At 36.1% G+C, this 18,561-nt stretch carries 13 protein-coding genes and 1 tRNA gene; 4 read left to right on the top strand and 10 right to left on the bottom strand.

Annotated elements, in window-relative coordinates:
• From rnr to gap, 7 genes are all read right to left on the bottom strand, one after another.
• The gene (gene rnr, locus AC6UDA_RS05320) at positions 1-2,340 is read right to left on the bottom strand and encodes a ribonuclease R (RefSeq protein ID WP_500694300.1); all 2,340 of its coding nucleotides are present in this window, start codon (positions 2,338-2,340) and stop codon (positions 1-3) included.
• 116 nt (positions 2,341-2,456) lie between these two features.
• Positions 2,457-2,693: a preprotein translocase subunit SecG gene (gene secG / locus AC6UDA_RS05315; RefSeq protein ID WP_500694299.1), complete on the bottom strand. Its 237-nt coding sequence runs from the start codon at positions 2,691-2,693 to the stop codon at positions 2,457-2,459.
• An 86-nt stretch (positions 2,694-2,779) separates the two neighbouring features.
• Positions 2,780-3,733 carry an LPXTG cell wall anchor domain-containing protein gene (locus AC6UDA_RS05310; RefSeq protein ID WP_500707331.1) on the bottom strand — a complete coding sequence of 318 codons (954 nt, stop codon included), beginning with the start codon at positions 3,731-3,733 and terminating at the stop codon, positions 2,780-2,782.
• Positions 3,734-3,835: 102 nt separating this feature from the next.
• Positions 3,836-5,155: a phosphopyruvate hydratase gene (gene eno / locus AC6UDA_RS05305; protein ID WP_500694297.1), complete on the bottom strand. Its 1,320-nt coding sequence runs from the start codon at positions 5,153-5,155 to the stop codon at positions 3,836-3,838.
• An 86-nt stretch (positions 5,156-5,241) separates the two neighbouring features.
• On the bottom strand, positions 5,242-6,009 hold the full coding sequence (gene tpiA, locus AC6UDA_RS05300) for a triose-phosphate isomerase (protein ID WP_500694419.1): 768 nt from the start codon (positions 6,007-6,009) through the stop codon (positions 5,242-5,244).
• A gap of 114 nt (positions 6,010-6,123) precedes the next feature.
• A complete protein-coding gene (locus AC6UDA_RS05295) occupies positions 6,124-7,341 on the bottom strand; it encodes a phosphoglycerate kinase (RefSeq protein WP_500694296.1) in 1,218 nt (405 codons plus the stop codon).
• 89 nt (positions 7,342-7,430) lie between these two features.
• The gene (gene gap, locus AC6UDA_RS05290; protein WP_500696018.1) at positions 7,431-8,435 is read right to left on the bottom strand and encodes a type I glyceraldehyde-3-phosphate dehydrogenase; all 1,005 of its coding nucleotides are present in this window, start codon (positions 8,433-8,435) and stop codon (positions 7,431-7,433) included.
• A gap of 236 nt (positions 8,436-8,671) precedes the next feature.
• On the opposite strand from gap, the gene AC6UDA_RS05285 reads away from it, so the two are divergent.
• The 4 genes from AC6UDA_RS05285 (at position 8,672) to clpP (ending at position 12,306) form a co-directional block, all read left to right on the top strand.
• A tRNA-Arg gene (locus tag AC6UDA_RS05285) sits at positions 8,672-8,743 on the top strand.
• A 96-nt stretch (positions 8,744-8,839) separates the two neighbouring features.
• A complete protein-coding gene (locus AC6UDA_RS05280) occupies positions 8,840-9,496 on the top strand; it encodes a helix-turn-helix domain-containing protein (protein ID WP_500707330.1) in 657 nt (218 codons plus the stop codon).
• A gap of 201 nt (positions 9,497-9,697) precedes the next feature.
• Positions 9,698-11,614: an asparagine synthase (glutamine-hydrolyzing) gene (asnB, locus tag AC6UDA_RS05275; RefSeq protein WP_500707329.1), complete on the top strand. Its 1,917-nt coding sequence runs from the start codon at positions 9,698-9,700 to the stop codon at positions 11,612-11,614.
• Positions 11,615-11,712: 98 nt separating this feature from the next.
• The gene (clpP, locus tag AC6UDA_RS05270) at positions 11,713-12,306 is read left to right on the top strand and encodes an ATP-dependent Clp endopeptidase proteolytic subunit ClpP (RefSeq protein WP_500711195.1); all 594 of its coding nucleotides are present in this window, start codon (positions 11,713-11,715) and stop codon (positions 12,304-12,306) included.
• 66 nt (positions 12,307-12,372) lie between these two features.
• Here clpP and AC6UDA_RS05265 read toward each other — a convergent pair whose 3' ends face one another.
• From AC6UDA_RS05265 to whiA, 3 genes are all read right to left on the bottom strand, one after another.
• Positions 12,373-13,086: an N-6 DNA methylase gene (locus AC6UDA_RS05265; protein WP_500707328.1), complete on the bottom strand. Its 714-nt coding sequence runs from the start codon at positions 13,084-13,086 to the stop codon at positions 12,373-12,375.
• A gap of 8 nt (positions 13,087-13,094) precedes the next feature.
• Complete coding sequence (locus tag AC6UDA_RS05260; RefSeq protein ID WP_500711193.1) at positions 13,095-17,486, bottom strand: Eco57I restriction-modification methylase domain-containing protein; 4,392 nt, start codon at positions 17,484-17,486, stop codon at positions 13,095-13,097.
• A gap of 136 nt (positions 17,487-17,622) precedes the next feature.
• On the bottom strand, positions 17,623-18,555 hold the full coding sequence (whiA, locus tag AC6UDA_RS05255; protein WP_500707326.1) for a DNA-binding protein WhiA: 933 nt from the start codon (positions 18,553-18,555) through the stop codon (positions 17,623-17,625).
• Between the last annotated feature and the right edge of the window lie 6 nt (positions 18,556-18,561).

The following is an 18,561-nucleotide window of genomic DNA, read 5'->3' as shown; positions in this document are numbered from 1 at the left end:
CTATTTTTTGCGACTATTAGATGGTTTGGTTCTGATTTTAAACGAATGACCTTTTTTACCGTTCTTTCTACGATCTTGATTCTTATAACTCTGACGACGATTTTTCCCATCAGAATGTTTGCCACTGTGATGGTGCTTATCATTTTTATGTTCCTGTTTTGGGAGAAGTTCACTCAATGGAGCATCTTCTGGTTTAACGATCTCAAAGTCAACGGTCATCTGATCAACGTCGGCCGCAACACATTTAACCCGTAACGTTTGTCCAATCTTATAAGTTCTTCTGGTATTTCTACCAACAAGCGCCAAGTACTTTTCAACGTACTCATAGTAATCATCATTCATCTTGCTGATATGAATAAGACCTTCAACGGTGTTTGGAAGTTCAACGAACATTCCGAACTTCATCACTGAAGATACAACTGCATCGTATTCCTCACCAATATGTTGAGTCATGTACTCAGCCTTCATCATCGAATCAACGTCTCTTTCGGTGTCAACACCGCGACGCTCAGTTTCTGAACAGTGAACCGCAACTTCTCCAACCTGGTCAGCATAGGTTTGCTTGGTAACATCATTAATCCCATTATCTTCATAATAATGAACTAAACGATGGACAAACAAATCAGGATAACGTCGAATTGGTGAAGTGAAATGGGTGTAGTATTTGGCACCTAATCCAAAGTGTCCCACACACTTATCACTATATTTGGCCTGTTGTAAACTTCTAAGCATCATTACTGATACCATTGTTTCTTCAGGAAGTCCGTGTACTTTACTTAAAATGTTCTGTAAAGTCTTGGGAGTTAAATGATCGGGGTCAGCTTTTACTTCAATTCCAAAGGCAGTTAGGAATTCAAAGAAGTCCTTAACTCGCGTTGGATCTGGCGTCTCATGGACACGATAAATGAACGGAACTTTAAGTCGATAGTAAGTTTCAGCAACAGTTTCGTTTGCAGCCAACATGAATGATTCAATCATTCGTTCGGCTAAACCTCTCGTTCTAAGTTTAATATCAACGGGTTTACCTTCTTTGTTCATGATAATTTCTGCTTCGTCATCATCAAAGTCGATCGCCCCACGACGCTTTCTTTGCTTGTATAAAATTCGGTGTAACTCAGCCATGGTTTCAAACATTGGTACTAAATCATGGTATTCTTCTCTCGTCTTCTTATCATGTGATTCAAGAATATTATTGACAGCTGTATATGTCATTCGAGCTTTCGACTTCATAACACTCGGATGAATCCGCTTTTTGACAACTTTCCCTTGGGGATTAATTTCCATATCACAGCTTAAACATAACCGTAATTGTCCCTCGTTTAACGAACAAATCCCGTTTGATAGACGGCGAGGCAGCATTGGAATAACTCGGTCGGTTAAATAAACTGAGGTTCCACGTTTATACGCCTCACGATCAAGTAGTGTTCCTTGTTTAACGTAGTGACTAACGTCAGCGATGTGGACCCCTAAATGATAATTGCCATTTGGTAACTTCCATGCCGTGACGGCATCATCCAAATCTTTGGATGATTCTCCATCAATGGTAACTAACGTCTGATCGGTAATATCTTCTCGTCCTTTGGTTTCTTCAGGCAAAACATGGTCCGGAATAGCATCTGCTTCTTCTAGAACATCTTCTGGAAATTGGGAAGGAACATCATGAGCATAGACAACCTGTAAAATATCAATTCCAGGGTCATCAACACTTCCAATTACTTGTTTCACAATTCCAACCATGTAATCTGGATGCTCGTTACTTGGATATTCCGTAATATCAGCAGTAACCACTTCTCCTGGAGTAGGATGAAGACCAGCATCTACCACGTAGAACTTGAATCCTGCTAATTTTTTGTCTTTTAAAACAACCTGACCAAGATAACCATGATCATCATCAGTCTTACGAAATTCACCAACCACATGAGTGTAATGATGTTCTAAAATACTAACCACTTTAGCTTGTGGACCCCGATCAGAATCTTTTTCACCTGGCTTAGTAATCTGAATCTCAACCTTATCCAGGTTCATCGCATGCATCGTTTCATCAGGTGCGATAAAGGCATCCGGTAATTCATCATCATATCTAACAAAGCCAAATCCCTTTGGATTAGAGTGGAAAATCCCCTCTAGCTTCAACTCACTTGGATTAACCTTAAAATCACCGTTTTCAGTAACCACAACGGCACGGTCTCGTTCCAGTGAAGCGAGCTCTGAAACGATTAATTTGAAAGCTGATGATCCATGATAATTCAAATCATCAGCTAATTTTTCGACACTATAACTTTGATCAGGATGTGATTGTAACTCCTGCTCAATTTCATTTTTTAACTTATTATCTTGCAATATATTTTCCTCTACAATCCAATTGACTTATACGTCAATTATAAATCTCATTCTTTAATAAACGCTAGTAATCCGCTTTAAATGCAAAAACCCCCTGTTTAACAGGAGGTTTTTTATTAATGTGATGAAATCCACATTAGAATTAATGCGATACCAAAGAAAAAGATTCCTAGTACCACAGTCACTTTTTGCATAAATGCCTCAAAGCCCCTCGGCTTGGACTCAGAGGAAGAATCGTTTGCACCACCAGAGAGTGATGACATTGCATCATTATTTTTAGAAGGTTGCATTAAAACTGCACCAATAATGAGAATACTAACGATCCATAATAATATCATCAAAAGATTATTCAAAAAAATGCCTCCTACCCATCAGCTAAACAGGCTTATCAATACTTTAATTAGTTTAGCATAAACTAGGAGTTATTTCCAGTCCATCATTATTTCTCAGTTCGATTGGTCCTAATAAACAAAATCGAACTGAACAGCAAAATTACCATTCCAATCAGTGAAAGAAGTTCGCTGGTGCGTTCCCCGGTTTGAGGTAACCTTTTAGTAGGTTGGCGATTCGTATGGGTTCTGTTTACCCCATGTTTACTTCTTCTCACGTGAACCGTTGCAATTGAATCGTGGTTCGCATCTAGGTACGGAGCGTGATGAGTGAAATTACGTCGATTATACTTGCTCATTCCGTTTTCATTTGGCATTTGAACAGGATGACGCCCAGATCTTTTTTTACCACGTAATAACATTGGATTCATCCCATTTTCAAGTACCTTCTTCGTGGGTTCATACTGATCTTTCTGCTTCTTACTACTCTGACTGATACGTTTTGCCATTGGCTCACTGTGATTACCAACTATTTTTTTATCTGGGGCGATTCTACCTGATTCATGAGGTCGTTTATCTGGCAGATCTTGAGAATGAGCGGGTTTTTTGGTCGGTTCAGCTGGTACGATTGGTTTACGATTATCAGCCGGTTCAACTGGACGATCGTGCTTATGATCATTGGATGGAACTGTTCCACCAGAATCTGGATGATCGTTACTTGGAATTGGTTTAATCGGAATGTGAGGTGACGGAATCGGCAAATCTTCGTCTTTATTGTAGTTAAAAACGACCACGTCACTTCCCACATAGATTGGTGGAATACTTTTATCTAAATGAAACCCAGGAATTAGTGGCGCCTTGATATCAGCTCGATTTTTGACGTTCACTCTGGCAATGTCAAAGGCATACGATGAATCCTTTTCTCCGTCCTTATTTACCCAATGTTTATGAGCAGTAATGGTGTATTCGCTTGCCCTCACATTTGGAGTAAAAATCCTCAATGATAATCCAACTGTAATTGCAATTAATGCTAAAAATAATGAAAATTGTTTTGTAATATTCATGTTTCTCCTCCTCTTTCTGTGATTAAATACGAGGAAGGTTTACGAACTCACGAAATTTATGTATAAAAAAACACCTTCATAACGAAGGTGTTTTTAAATCAATTATTTTTTGATGATTGCTTCTTTTGCTTCTGGACTCAAGTTGTAGAATGAGTTAATTCCCTTGTACACAGCAACTGATCCTAATTGATCTTCAATTCTCATCAATTGATTGTACTTAGCAATTCTTTCACCACGACTCATTGAACCAGTCTTGATTTGACCAGTGTTTAAAGCAACAACTAAGTCTGAAATAGTGGTATCTTCAGTTTCACCAGAACGGTGAGAAATAATTGCAGTGTAACTAGCTTCCTTAGCCATGTTAACGGCATTAACAGTTTCAGTTAAAGTACCGATTTGGTTAAGCTTAATCAAGATTGAGTTAGCAACGTTCATCTTAATACCCTTTGATAAGTACTCAGTGTTAGTAACGAACAAATCATCACCAACGATTTGAACTTTCTTACCTAAGCGCTTAGTTGCCATTTGCCAATCTTCCCATTCGTTTTCATCTAGTGGGTCTTCGATTGAAATGATTGGGTATTTTTCAACGATGCTGTCAAGCAAAGTGATGAATTCATCAGCATTGTATGATTTACCGTCACCAACCAAGTTGTACTTCTTAGTGTCAGCATTGTAGAATTCTGAAGCGGCACAGTCAAAGGCAATTGAAATGTCCTTACCTGGCTTGTATCCAGCACGCTTGATTGCTTCAACTAAGATTTCAAATGGCTCTTCGTTATTCTTCAAATCAGGTGCAAATCCACCTTCATCACCAACAGCAGTTGAGTATCCACGTTCTGCTAAGATTGCTTTCAAGTTATGGAATGTTTCTGATCCCATTCGAACAGCTTCTCTAAATGATTTTGCACCAATTGGCATAATCATGAATTCTTGGAAATCAACCTTGTTGTTAGCATGCTTACCACCATTGATAACGTTCATCATTGGAGTTGGAAGAACATGTGCATCGAAACCACCTAAGTAGTTATATAATGGAACGCCAAGTTCATCAGCTGCAGCTCTAGCAGCAGCAATTGAAACGGCTAAGATTGCGTTAGCACCTAACTTAGCCTTATTTGGAGTGCCATCAAGTTTGATCATAGCTTGGTCAATACCTAATTGATCAGTTACATCGAAACCAACGATTTGTTTGGCAATAATGTTGTTAACGTTGCTAACAGCCTTAGTAACACCTTTGCCCATATATCTATTTTTGTCTCCGTCACGAAGTTCTACGGCTTCGTGTTCACCAGTTGAGGCACCAGATGGGACGATTCCACGGCCCATTGCACCGTCTTCTGTGTAAACTTCAGCTTCAACAGTTGGATTTCCACGTGAATCCAATACTTCGCGAGCATAAATATCAGAAATAATTGACATGTTATCTCTCCTTAGTGAATTTGTTACCTATATTTAAAGGTCAACTTAATTCTATTAGTTTAGGCTTTAACTTGCAATCATAATAACTAATTATTTTGCAAATCTTGGTAATTCGCAAGCTCCAAAAATTCCTTTGGTTCAAGACTACTTTTACCGGCTAAAATCCCGTCAATATCAATTTGTTTCATAAGCGAGATGATGTTATTTGGGTCCACACTTCCACCATATAAGATTCGAATCTGGTTAGCAATATCATCCGAGTAAATGTCAGCTAAAGTTTGTCTAATTAGGTAACATCCCTCTTCCGCTTCGGTAGTTGAAGCACTATGACCGGTCCCGATTGCCCAACTTGGTTCATAGGCAATAACGACCTTTAAAGCGTCTTTTTCGGAAACGCCCTTCAAACCAGCGGTAACCTGGTTAACTACCCAGTGGATTCGATCACCAGTCTCAAGTCGTCCCATCGTTTCATCACAACATAATATCGGCTTCATATTGTTATTTAAAACCGCATGAACCTTCTTATTAATGATGTCATTAGTCTCGTTAAAGTAACGACGTCTTTCAGAATGACCAACGATCACGTACGGGATTCCCATCTGACTGAGAGCTTTAGGACTAACTTCTCCAGTATAAGCACCCTCATTTTTGTAAAAGCAATTTTCAGCTGTTACGTGCAATGGACTCGATCCATTGGCTTTAAGCATTGATTCAAGAAATAACGGTGAAGCTGCAAGAGCTGTTTCAACGTTTTTAGGATCTGGTATTTTATCTTTGATATCAATCACAAATTGAACTGCTTCATCTAAAGACAAGTTCATTTTCCAGTTCCCACCAATAAAGGGAATACGCATGATACTTCTCCTCTCATAATTCATCTTTACCTATATTTTAGCCGAAAGAGAAGCAATAAGCTAGAAAATTGATACAAACAAAAAAGTCACCGATTAAAATCGATGACTTTTAAATTACTTTTTATCAGAAATTGATGCAATCCCTGGAAGGGTTTTACCTTCAAGATATTCAAGCGAAGCTCCCCCACCAGTTGAGATATGGGTAAGCTTATCAGCCACACCTAATTCCTTAACAGCAGCAGTTGAGTCTCCACCACCAACGATGGTAGTAGCATCAGTTAATGTACCCAAGAATTTACCAATTGCCAAGGTTCCCTTAGCAAACTTAGGAAATTCAAAAACACCCATTGGTCCGTTCCAAACAACGGTCTTGGCGTCCTTTAAAACGTCTTCGAATAATTTAATACTCTTAGGACCAATGTCAAGACCCATCATGCCGTCTGGAATTCCACCATCAACGACTTCAGCCTTTGCATCATTTGAAAACTTGTCGGCTACCACTGAGTCAACAGGTAAGACGATCTTGTCTCCACCTTTTTTGAGGATATCTTTAGCAACATCAATCTTATCTTTTTCAACAAGTGAATTACCAACTGGGATTCCCTTAGCGGCATAGAATGTATAGGTCATTCCACCACCGATAATAATCTTATCAGCCTTGTCCAACAAGTGATCGATCACACCAATTTTGTCGGAAACTTTAGCACCACCAAGAATTGCGATAAATGGATGCTTTGGATTATCAACAGCGTTACCTAAAAACTTAATTTCTTTTTCCATCAAGTATCCGGCAGCAACTGGCTTACCAGCCTTTTCCATTGCTTTAGCGATCCCAACGTTTGAAGCATGTTCTCTATGAGCAGTTCCAAACGCATCATTAATGAATTCATCACCAAGTGAAGCCCAGTATTCCCCTAACTTAGGATCATTACCAGATTCACGTTTAACATTCTTACCATTAACAACATCTTCATAACGGGTATTTTGTACCAAAAGGACTTGGCCGTCAGACATGTTGTCAATTGCCTCTTCAAGCTGCGGACCTTCAGTAACAGGAACAAATGTAACTGGTTTGCCAAGCAATTCAGCTAATTTTTCTGCAACTGGGCGAAGTGATAAACCGGGTTTATCATCTTCTGTTTTAATTCTGCCTAAATGAGAGAATAAGATTGCTTTACCACCATGATCAATTACATACTTGATTGTTGGAAGAGCAGCAACGATTCTGTTGTCATCACCAATTTTACCGTCCTTAATTGGAACGTTAAAATCAACACGCATCAGAACTTTTTTACCTTGAACATCTAAATCATCAACGATTACTTTTGCCATCGTGATTGCCTCCAGTGTTAGTTATATTTTATAAAGGAAAAGACGGAAGAGATTTCCCTCCTCCGCCTTTTCAAAGTTGCAATCTAAAATTATAGAGTAGCAAATTTCAACAAGGTACGAACCATGTTGCAAGTGAAGCCCCATTCGTTATCGTACCAAGCAACAGTTTTAACTAATTGAGTGTCACCACTTTGGGTGATTTCAGTTTGACCTGGATCAAATACTGATCCGTGTGAGTCATCGATAACGTCGGTTGAAACCATGTAGTCATCAGCATAACCAAAGGCATCGTTTGCATGACTCTTCATAGCATCGTTAACTTCTTCAGCAGTGACGTTCTTGTCTAAGACAGCTACTAATTCAGTTAATGAACCATCAGCTACGGCAACACGTTGTGCGTGACCTTTAAGGACACCATCAAGTTCTGGAATAACCAAACCGATAGCTTTAGCAGCACCACTTGAGTGAGGTACAGTGTTAATAGCTGCGGCACGGTTGTTTTGTAACTTAGCGCTACGTGGACCATCTTGAAGTGCTTGTGAAGCAGTGTAAGCATGGACAGTAGTCATAGTACCTAACTTAACGCCAAAGTCTTTGTTCAACCAGTAAGCCATAGGTGCTAAACAACTAGTGGTACATGAACCAGCAGAAACGATCTTGTCTTCTGAAGTCAAATCATCCATGTTAACACCAGGAACAACAGTAGTCATTTGACCAGCAGGTGCTGAAATCAAGACACGCTTTGCACCAGCGTCAAGGTGAGCTTGTGCTTTTTCTTTTGATGTGTAGAAGCCGGTACATTCAAGTACGAAGTCAACACCATCATTTTTAACCCAAGGAATGTTCTTTGCGTCACGTTCTGCATAAACTGGGATACGAGTACCGTTAACGATAATTGCATCTTCAGTAGCTGAAACGTCACCGTCAAAGCGACCATGAACTGAGTCATATTTTAGTAGGTAAGCTAACATTGAAGGGGTAGTTAAATCATTAATTGCTACAACTTCGATATCACTTGAATTCAATTCAAGGATACGTCTGAATGCTAGACGACCAATTCTTCCGAAACCATTAAGACCAATTTTTGTAGTCATAATATGCTTCCTCCTTTTGGAATAATCAAATTTTAATACATTCACATCTTAACACTTTTGCCAAATCATGTCAGTGATTAAAAACACCAAATGACAAGCTACAAGCGATAAAATTGTGACAATGAATTCGAAATTCATTACCAGAAATAGTATAGCAAAAACAAACCCCATTTGTAATTAAAAACCATTATTATCTTGAGTTTTTTCCTCTAATCTACTATATTTAATATTGTGTTGCGCGTGTAGTGTAATGGATAGCACGTAAGATTCCGGTTCTTGAGATGACGGTTCGATTCCGTCCATGCGCATAAAGCAGTGAGAGAGTCTCGCTCACTGCTTTTAATTTCTTTCAATTGACCATTACCGTTATAATAGAGGTTAAGTCGAACTGTAGGAACTTATATATGAAATTAAACGCAAACCTTAAAAAATATCGAAAACAAAATCAATTAACTCAAGCAGAAGTTGCCAATAAAATTAACGTTTCAAGAAAAACCATTTCAGCGTGGGAAAATGGTAGAAGTAAACCTGATCAAAATGCGATAAGCAACCTTGCTACCCTTTATCAAGTTCCAGTCAGTAACCTGACCGGTCACAACCCTGAAAATAACCACAAACCAAAATTAAGTTTTAGACAAAAGATGATCCGTATAAAACGGTATGGTTATATCTCAAAGTATGCTTACTTTTTTGAGCTGGTCTTACTCGTAATTGGGATAATATTATTTATTTTGCCCTTTAATTTACGTGACCTTTGGTTACTCCCCCTCTTCGTGATTGACATTTGCATCATTATTCTCTATGAGAAGAACTGGAAAACCATTACACAAGACAAACCTTTAATGAAAAAGGTCGAGATTTTATCTCCGATATTATGGGTAGTAATCTTTATAATTGGTTGTGTTATCAATCTTGATGCCATGCTTAGTCATGATTTAATGATGAAAGTCGGAACCATTATTGGTATAATTATGTTTTCATTTACATTAAGTATTGGCTTGATTCTTGGAATCTTGTTTCCGTTAAAGCGGATGACGGTTAAGCGTTCGTCTAAAAATTAATTAGACAGTTCCGGCTAACAAGGGCTGTTCTGTAAGCAATGTAACCCATAATGTAACCGTTAAATAGACAAATTTATTAATATTTTATTGAGACTAGCCATACATAGCTAGCCTTTTGTGTGCGAACAACTTAAGATAGTTAATGGAGTTTGGTTAGCAGAAATAATCAATTTAATAAGCAATTGAAAAGGAGAGGATACTATGTGTGGATTTACTGGTTATATTAACCAAAATAATATCCCGAAGGATACTATCAAAAGCATGGCTAAAAGAATTAAACACCGTGGACCAGATGATGATGGTTTCTTCCAAAATGATGAAATCTCAATGGGTTTTCGTCGTTTATCAATCATTGACTTAGCCAATGGTCATCAACCAATGTTTGGTGATAATGATACCGACGTTTTAACCTTTAATGGTGAGATTTATAATTATAAAGATTTACAAAAAGAATTAATTGCAGTAGGTCAAAAATTTGATACTGACTGTGATTCAGAAGTTTTAATTCGCGGATACGAAGCATGGGGTCCGAAAAAATTACTTTCAAAGCTTCGCGGAATGTTTGCATTTACAATCTACGATTCAAAGAAACACCAAGTCTTCGGAGCTCGAGACCACTTTGGTATCAAACCACTCTACTACTATGATGATGGAACGAACTTCATGTGGGGATCCGAAATCAAAGCCTTTTTGGCAAACCCTAATTTTAAAAAGGAACTGAATACCAAATTATTACCAGTTCACTTAAGTTTTGAATTCATCCCATCATCAGAAACAATGTTTAAAAACGTTTATAAGGTGATGCCAGGACAGTATTTCATCTATAAAGATGGTAAAACTACCACTGACACATACTACAAGTACAACTACGATCACATTGATAATTCGCAAACCATTGATGGGGACGCTAAAAAGATCGAAGGATTAGTTGATGACAGTGTTAAGGCGCACATGGCGTCTGACGTTCCTTTGGGTAGTTTTCTCTCAAGCGGTGTCGATTCCAGTTATGTGCTCAATGAAGCCGCTAAGATTAAACCCATGCAATCATTTTCACTTGGGTTTAACGGTTCTAAGTACAGTGAATTAAAATGGTCAACTAAGTTTGCAAAAGAAATTGGACAAAAGAACACGGCCACCACAATTGATGGTGAGGATTACTTCGATTTCCTTCCTACTATGATGTACTACATGGACGAACCACTGTCTAATCCTTCTGCTCCACAACTTTACTACCTGTCACATAGTGCTAGAAAAGACCTAATTGTTTCATTATCCGGTGAAGGTGCTGATGAATTCTTTGGCGGATACAATACGTACCTTGAAGCTTTTACCTTTGAGAAGTACCAAAAGATGGTACCAAAGTTTGTTAGAACCGCTCTCGGTAAAATCGCCTCATCACTCCCACGTTTTCACGGTCGTCGTTTCTTAATCCGTGGTGCTCAACCGTTGTATGAACGATACTATCGGGTTAACTACGTGTTTGACGAACACGATCGTGAGCGCGTCTTAAAAGATAAATCACTTAACTTCGATACTGGTCAGTACACTAAGCATATCTTTGATGAAGTGGCTGGCAGGGACGAAGTAACGCAGGAACAGTACTTTGACATTAACACCTGGTTACCCTTTGATATCCTGCAAAAGGCTGACCGGATGAGCATGGCTAACAGTCTTGAAGTTCGAACTCCACTAGTTGACAAAGACGTAGCAGAATTCGCCAAAACGATGCCAACTAAAACTCGAATTTCATTTGATAAAGACGGCAATCCAATCACTAAGGTGGCCTTTCGAAAAGCGGCTTCCTCGCAAGTACCAAAGGTCGTTGCCGACAAAGAAAAACTAGGTTTCCCATCCCCAATCGCACAATGGATCAAAGAACCCAAATACCATGATAAAATCGAAACAGCATTTCATTCCGATATTGCCCAAAAGTTCTTTAATGTGGACGAATTAGACCGCATCCTGAAAGAACACATGGAAGGTAAATCCAGCATGCAAAAGATCTTTACCATCTACACTTTCATTCTTTGGTATGGCGTCTACTTCCCAGAAGACACCAAGATGAACTACAATAAAGAAGTTGATTTACACAAATACTCACGTGAATCAATCGCATAATTATCATCAAGCAAAGTTTTTGACCTTTATTGACCTTTAATGTAGAATGACTTTTATAACTTGATATAATTTGAAATTATCAAAGGAGGAGTATGGATATGAATTTAGTTCCAACTGTCATCGAAAACTCACCACAAGGTGAACGTGCATATGACATTTACTCACGTCTTCTAAAAGACCGAATCATTATGTTATCCGGTGAAATCCAGGATGATATGGCTAACGCAATTATTGCTCAACTATTGTTCTTGGATGCTCAAGACTCTGACAAAGATATCTACTTGTACATCAACTCACCAGGTGGTGTTATCACTTCTGGAATGGCAATCTACGATACGATGAACTTCATCCACGCCGATGTTCAAACCATCGTAATGGGGATGGCAGCATCAATGGCCAGTGTCTTGGCTTCATCTGGTGCCAAAGGAAAGCGCTTTGCATTGCCACATGCTCAAATCATGATTCACCAACCATCTGGTGGTGCTCAAGGTCAACAAACTGAAATCGAAATCGCCGCAAAAGAAATTTTGCGTGCTCGTAAGATGATTAATGAATTACTTGCCGACAATTCCGGTCAACCCCTTGAAAGAGTTAACCGTGATACTGAACGAGACAATTATCTTACTGCTGACGAAGCAGTCGATTACGGTTTGATTGATGGTATCATGAAAAACAGTTCTGACAAAAAATAATTAGTTTCTGTTTATAACAAAAGCAGCAATTAGAATTATTATTCTAATTGCTGCTTTTTTGTTTAATCAAGAATCTCGAAGTTCACGATAAACTTTAGTAATCTTAACTGGGGAATAATTAATCAATTCTACTTCTCTTTCTTTTGTTTCAAAATCATTTTGAAACAAATCATATTCTTCCACACCATGAGAAGAAGCCAAATCGTTATTTTTACTCTCATCAAATATAGATGCAAACGTAATTTCTTCTCTTTTTACTTTTATTACCCCATACTTTTTAGGCAATAATTTCCATTCACTAAAGATTATTGGATCACCAGTACTAGTTTCTTTTGTTAATGCATCCCCTTGAACCATATTAGCCTGAATTATTGTTTTTGCACTTTTAATAACATCTCTACTGGTTTTGTCAGCAAAATGCGTTTTTACCACATTTTTATAAACCTCATCAAATTCTAAAATCATATTCATAACCAACATTTCAACATTATCTTCAAGTAACTCAATTCCATAAATTGAAGATAGCCCTATTAAAACTTTTTCATCATATTCTTTTTTGGATGAGCTTAACTTCTCTGCTAATTTCATTTTTTTCTTTAGAATCTCTATTAAAAATGCTCCTTGTCCAGCTGAATGTTCTAAAAAAGTCGAATTTAGTATGTTAAAGGCTTTTTTTAGTTCAGGTTGATTTAGCATAAATTTTACAATCTTTTGTGGAGTGAAAACTTCACCATTGTTTTTAACTCTGTCAACAGATCCTACTAATTTTTTTTTTGACATTTATTAAATTACTCCATTCTAGAAGCTTGATTTTCAATAAAGTTGATGTCAGAGTCAGAAAGTTTATACTTTTTAAATAATTGAGCATCAATAGAATCCACAGACTCACTCCAATTAATATCCGAATTTTGAGTAAAGTCTTGCATAGGAACATATTTCCAAACACTTTTCGGATTATCCTGAGTTACTTTCAAAACTCCTAACATAATTCTAGCAAACTTAGTTTTTAAATATTTAAGAAGTGCCTTAGCTTCAATATTACTTTCAAATTGACCAATATTTAAAAATGTATCTGTTGCAATAAAATCAGGATCACAAATCATAGGATGACTAAGTGCTTCACCAATTAACCCATTTCCGTTTGACTTTGGAATAATAACTTTGTATTTATGAGTAAAATCATTATTTTTAACATAATCTTTTCTAATAAATTTCCATACTCTTTTATTATTATCTAGTCCTAAAACTCTATAGAAATTATTCTGATTTACTTTGTTGCCAATTTGGTCTGGGCTTAAAAATATATTTGGAAATTGCTTAAAAGCATTTGAGTTTATCCCATCATGTTTGGTCTTACCTAGTTTTGCGTAAGCATCGACGTTTTCTACAAAGAATTTTTCTGAAAATCTATATGCTGGTCTTGGTGTAACTATTTCTGTTATTGACTTTTTATTAGAATCAGACTTCCAAACTTTATTAAATATGTCCTTTAATTTGTCATTAGGAAGAAATACATTAATGGGTTCATTATTTTCATTAATATCATATGATGTAATTACAACTCCACCCTTAATTTCTGTATTGGGAAATATTTGCTTACCATCCTTAAAATACTTGACTATTTTAAAATGTTTGTCAGAAAGTAATTTTTGCGACCATTGATTTTTACCAGCCAGAAATCTTGCCGGAGTGATAAGAATACTTACATCCGCCAATTTATACGATAAATCCATAAACTGAGGATATAACTGTTCCATGCGCCCTCCTTCTCTAGTTTCTGGTTTTTGATATGGAGGATTACCAACTACAACATCAAACTTCATTTTATTAAAATCCTCCCTAATTTCTTTTACTTCACCATTAATATCATTACGAGAATTTTCTACGATACCATCAATATATTTAATATTTGTTTTAATAGTCTTAAATCCCGTTAATGTACGTTCGGAAATAGTTTTTGCCATTGGTGTCTTTGCAATAACAAAAATATTTTGACATAAAATATTTTCCCAAATATCGTCTTCTTGTTTTGACGTAAACTTGCCAGCCATTCTATTATTTAATTTATCAATGCGTTGTTTATACAAAGATATAGCAGCATATAAAGGATACAATCCAGTTTTAGAATTTATTTCTAATATACTAGTATCATCATAAAATATATCATCAGTTTTATTAGTTTGAATCCAATGATTTGCTGGGATACCACCCTTCATAGTGTCATTATACTCCTCATCAAAAAACGAATATCCGCCAATAGTCATTCCTAATTGCATATTTACAACACGCCATGGAGTCAATACCGTTTCTTTATCTGGATTCTTAAAAGTACCAAAGATTTGAGCTAATTGCTCGGCTCTTTCAACCGGATCTAATAAATCTAAATCCTTAACTTTCTGCCTAATTATTCTTCCTGCGCCAACAAAAATATCAGGATCATAATATTTTACTATTTCCCTGAATTTACCCTTTGTTATGCCTTTTGGCATAAATTCAATCCATGATTTATCATCTACTTTATTTATAAATGTATCAATATCAACATCCTCAGAAATATCAACATTCATACCATAAATCATTAAGGGAATTCGAATTGAAATACCTCTCAATACAGAAATCAATGCTTCTCTTTGCTTCTTTGCATTTTTCTTTTTATTAATAATTTCTTGTTCAGCTTGAGAACGTGATTTTGCAGACTTTTTTTCAAAATCAAGAGATTTTTCATACTCTTCCTGATCTAACCCAGTAGAATTTACTGTAATTTTTATAGGGGCTTTTTCTTTCTTAGTAGTTCCAATAATTTTTTTAATTCCATTAATTTTTTTAATGTCATTTTCATCTAAACTAAACAGTAATTGATCACTATAAATCGAGTCATCATCAAATCCAGTCCTTACAGCTTTTTCTGCATAAACCTTCTTTACCTGCCCCATTAAATCATCAATATTATAATTTTTCATTCCATTTCCTGATTCACCAATTACTGGGAAAAAGTTAAGAAGATTTTCCATCTTCTCTGTATGTTTTTTATCGTTTACTTGACCCGCATTTGAATGTAAATTTGTAATACTAGATGCCATCGTAAGTGCTCTATCTGGTGCAAAATCAAATATATAAGCATTTGTTTTCATTCCCATTTTTTCATCAGAAAACGGAGTTTGTGATCTAAAGGCTGCTTGCAAGTATTGAGTAGGACTATTAGTATTTGATAAAAATACAACTCCTGTCCATTCTTTTACATTTATACCTGTAGTTAACTTTCTAACAGTTAATGTAATTGTTTTTGTTTCAGATGGATGCTTTCCGATGGCATCATGGACACGTTGTAAATCACCATCAGTAGCATTATCCTCATGGCCATCTTTTACAACGTTTATAATATTATAATTTTTAAAAATAGGATGTTTCTTCATTAACTTTTCTAATGCATCAGCTTCTTTAACTCCTGGAAGAAGCCAGAGTGTATGTCTCAATTTATTTCTAAAATTTTCAGTTGAAAATGGATACTTGGTATTTTTATTTGTACTAGTAATGTTATCAAGAAATTTTTCTATCCGTTTTTCATAAATAAATTTACCATCATTATTTACCTTAAAAAATTCTTTAAAATCAAAAGACTTATCCAACGTTTCAAATTTATCTTTATTCTTCATTTCAAATGTATACATTGAAACCTTAGGTAGACCTTCATAAGGATTATCATCATTAGGACATTTTTGAGACCAATTTTCTTTAGCTTTCTGTTCATCTACATAATCCCATGTATAGACTTGATCATCCTTATATTGATCAACGATATTAAATGGAGTCCCTGATAATTCTAATACTTTAGTATTTTCTTTTTTAACAGCATTTAATACTCTTTCTGCTAGTTCTGTTTGTGTACCTTCATGTGCTTCATCAATAATTACTAAATCCCAATCAGTATTAAAAAGCTCCTTATTTTTATCACTAGATTTTCCACCTACATAAAATGATCCACGTAGATCTTGTATACTAGCAAAATAAATAAATGGATCTTTTGAATTTAATAAGTTGGTAATAGATTCACCCTTCTTCTTAGATCCAAATTGATATCCATCATTACTTAAACCTGATTTGTTAAAATCTTCAAACCAACTATCTGATACAACAGGACGGTGAGTCATTATTAAAACCTTTTTATATTCTTCTTCTTTAACAAGTTCCAAAGCAGTTAAAGTTTTTCCAAATCGCATTTTGGCATTCCAAAGCATTTTATTATTACTTTTGCTGTTTTTTTCAAAAACTCTTTTTGTCTTCTTAACTGCATCATTCTGTTCAGGACGCAACTTAATTATGGGAGCTTTTGGTTTCACTGTTCCAATAGCACTCTTACCGTCTTTTACTGCTTTAATCGCTTTTTTAACTGTATTTAAATCGGTACGAAACCATTCTTGACCAGCTGTTCCGTTATCCTTCTTAATCCCTGATCTGCTTAAAACATTATGGACATCATAATCATGAAAGAAAGTTTTTGTTTTTTTATTCCAGGCTAATTCAGCCCATTGCAAAATATGTGGGACACCAGATGTCTCCATATATTGATTAATTCTTTTTCCCGCTGAATTTCGCAAATCCACACTATCTGGTGTTGTATCCAATTCCATTTCGTCATTTGGTAATGATGATTCTCCAATTTTTTCTAATCCATCATAAGCTGGGAACTGTCCATTTGAATTGTTGGCTGTTTGAGCATAAATAACTCTTTTTTCCATAGTATTATAAGAAATTACCATTTTAGGAGTTACAAAAGAAATATTGTTATTCAAATTATTTGTATATTTATTACTAAACCACACTAATACACTCTGAAGTTTTTTTAATCCATCTAACGCATCACTTTTAGTAATAGTTTCTTCCAATTCATGTGCACTGCTATTACCTATCTTTTTTAATTTATAAAGATCTTCAATTACTGCATCATCAGAAATAAGATTTTGTCTTTTTATTTCGTATAATTTAGTTGCCAATGTATCCCTATTACCAACATTTATATATGCAAAATCTAAAACTTTAGACGCTATATCCTCAACAATCTTTCGAATATTAACAAATTCATCATCATAATGATTTTGAGTATAGAAATCCTCCGCTTTTTTAGCAGGTAAAAAATAATCTTTAGTATCTAAGTCTTCTTTTAAAAATTCAAAATTACTCAAACTATATACCCCATAACATACCAATTAATACGTAACTTATTTAAAATAATTTTACCATTTGGGTCCTTACTTCACAAAAATCATTTAAGTATTATTATCCTAATTAAAAAAGACTGATAAATATACCAGTCTTTTTTTACTCGTCAGATCGTAATCCAGCCGCAAACTCATTAATCTTACGTAATCGATGATTCACGCCGGACTTAGAAATCGGTCCTCCTGGAACCAAATCACCTAACTCCTTTAAACTCACTTCTTGATGCTTCATGCGAACCTCGGCAACGTCTCGAAGCTTTGGTGGCAACTTTTTAAGCCCCACGGTTTCCTTTATAAACTGAATGTTTTCAATTTGCCTAGTTGATGCATTGGCTACCTTATTCATATTGGCATTTTCACAGTTTACAAGTCGGTTAACGGAATTCCGCATGTCTCTGACAATTCGAATGTCCTCAAATTTTAACATAGAATTAGTGGCCCCAATTAATTGCAGAAAATCCGCAATCTTTTCAGCTTCTTTCAGGTACGCAATACACCCGCTTCGTCTCGTGGTAGTTTTAGCGCCCAAATGATAACGATTCATCATCTCCGCAATCATTTCGTTATGATTCTCATACGTTGAATAAATTTCAAGGTGATACCGAGATGTTTCTGGATTATTAACGGATCCCCCCGCTAGGAATGCACCACGTAAGTAAGAACGAACCTGCCCATCATCTTTAAGTAACTCTAATGGCACCCGTTCAATAATCTTGTTTCCATCCAAAATGCCCAAATCATCCAAGATTGCTCTTACATGATGATTCAAACGCACCACGTATAGATTGTTCTTTTTTAGTTTCATCTTTTTTCGAACCAGAACTTCTCCTTCAACGTGATAAAACTGAAGTAAAAGTTGATACAGTCGTCTAGCAATTGCTGGATTTTCGGACTGAACATCTAACACCAGGTGTTTTTCGGATATTTTAAGTGTTCCATTCATTCGAATCAACGCCATCAGTTCTGCTTTTGCGTTAGCTCGATGGACTTCTAGGTTAGTTAATTCTTTTTTGACGTCACTAGCATATGACATCTAATC

The sequence above is a fragment of the Fructilactobacillus sp. X8R4C1 genome (assembly GCF_059900905.1).
This window is presented reverse-complemented; position numbering and strand designations above follow the sequence as displayed.

Bases quoted from the DNA above. Each gene is read 5' to 3' on its own strand.
- AC6UDA_RS05310 (WP_500707331.1), bottom strand. From the start codon at position 3,733: ATGAATATTACAAAACAATTTTCATTATTTTTAGCATTAATTGCAATT.
- eno (WP_500694297.1), bottom strand. From the start codon at position 5,155: ATGTCAATTATTTCTGATATTTATGCTCGCGAAGTATTGGATTCACGT.
- tpiA (WP_500694419.1), bottom strand. From the start codon at position 6,009: ATGCGTATTCCCTTTATTGGTGGGAACTGGAAAATGAACTTGTCTTTA.
- AC6UDA_RS05295 (WP_500694296.1), bottom strand. From the start codon at position 7,341: ATGGCAAAAGTAATCGTTGATGATTTAGATGTTCAAGGTAAAAAAGTT.
- gap (WP_500696018.1), bottom strand. From the start codon at position 8,435: ATGACTACAAAAATTGGTCTTAATGGTTTCGGAAGAATTGGTCGTCTA.
- AC6UDA_RS05280 (WP_500707330.1), top strand. From the start codon at position 8,840: ATGAAATTAAACGCAAACCTTAAAAAATATCGAAAACAAAATCAATTA.
- asnB (WP_500707329.1), top strand. From the start codon at position 9,698: ATGTGTGGATTTACTGGTTATATTAACCAAAATAATATCCCGAAGGAT.
- clpP (WP_500711195.1), top strand. From the start codon at position 11,713: ATGAATTTAGTTCCAACTGTCATCGAAAACTCACCACAAGGTGAACGT.
- AC6UDA_RS05265 (WP_500707328.1), bottom strand. From the start codon at position 13,086: ATGTCAAAAAAAAAATTAGTAGGATCTGTTGACAGAGTTAAAAACAAT.
- whiA (WP_500707326.1), bottom strand. From the start codon at position 18,555: ATGTCATATGCTAGTGACGTCAAAAAAGAATTAACTAACCTAGAAGTC.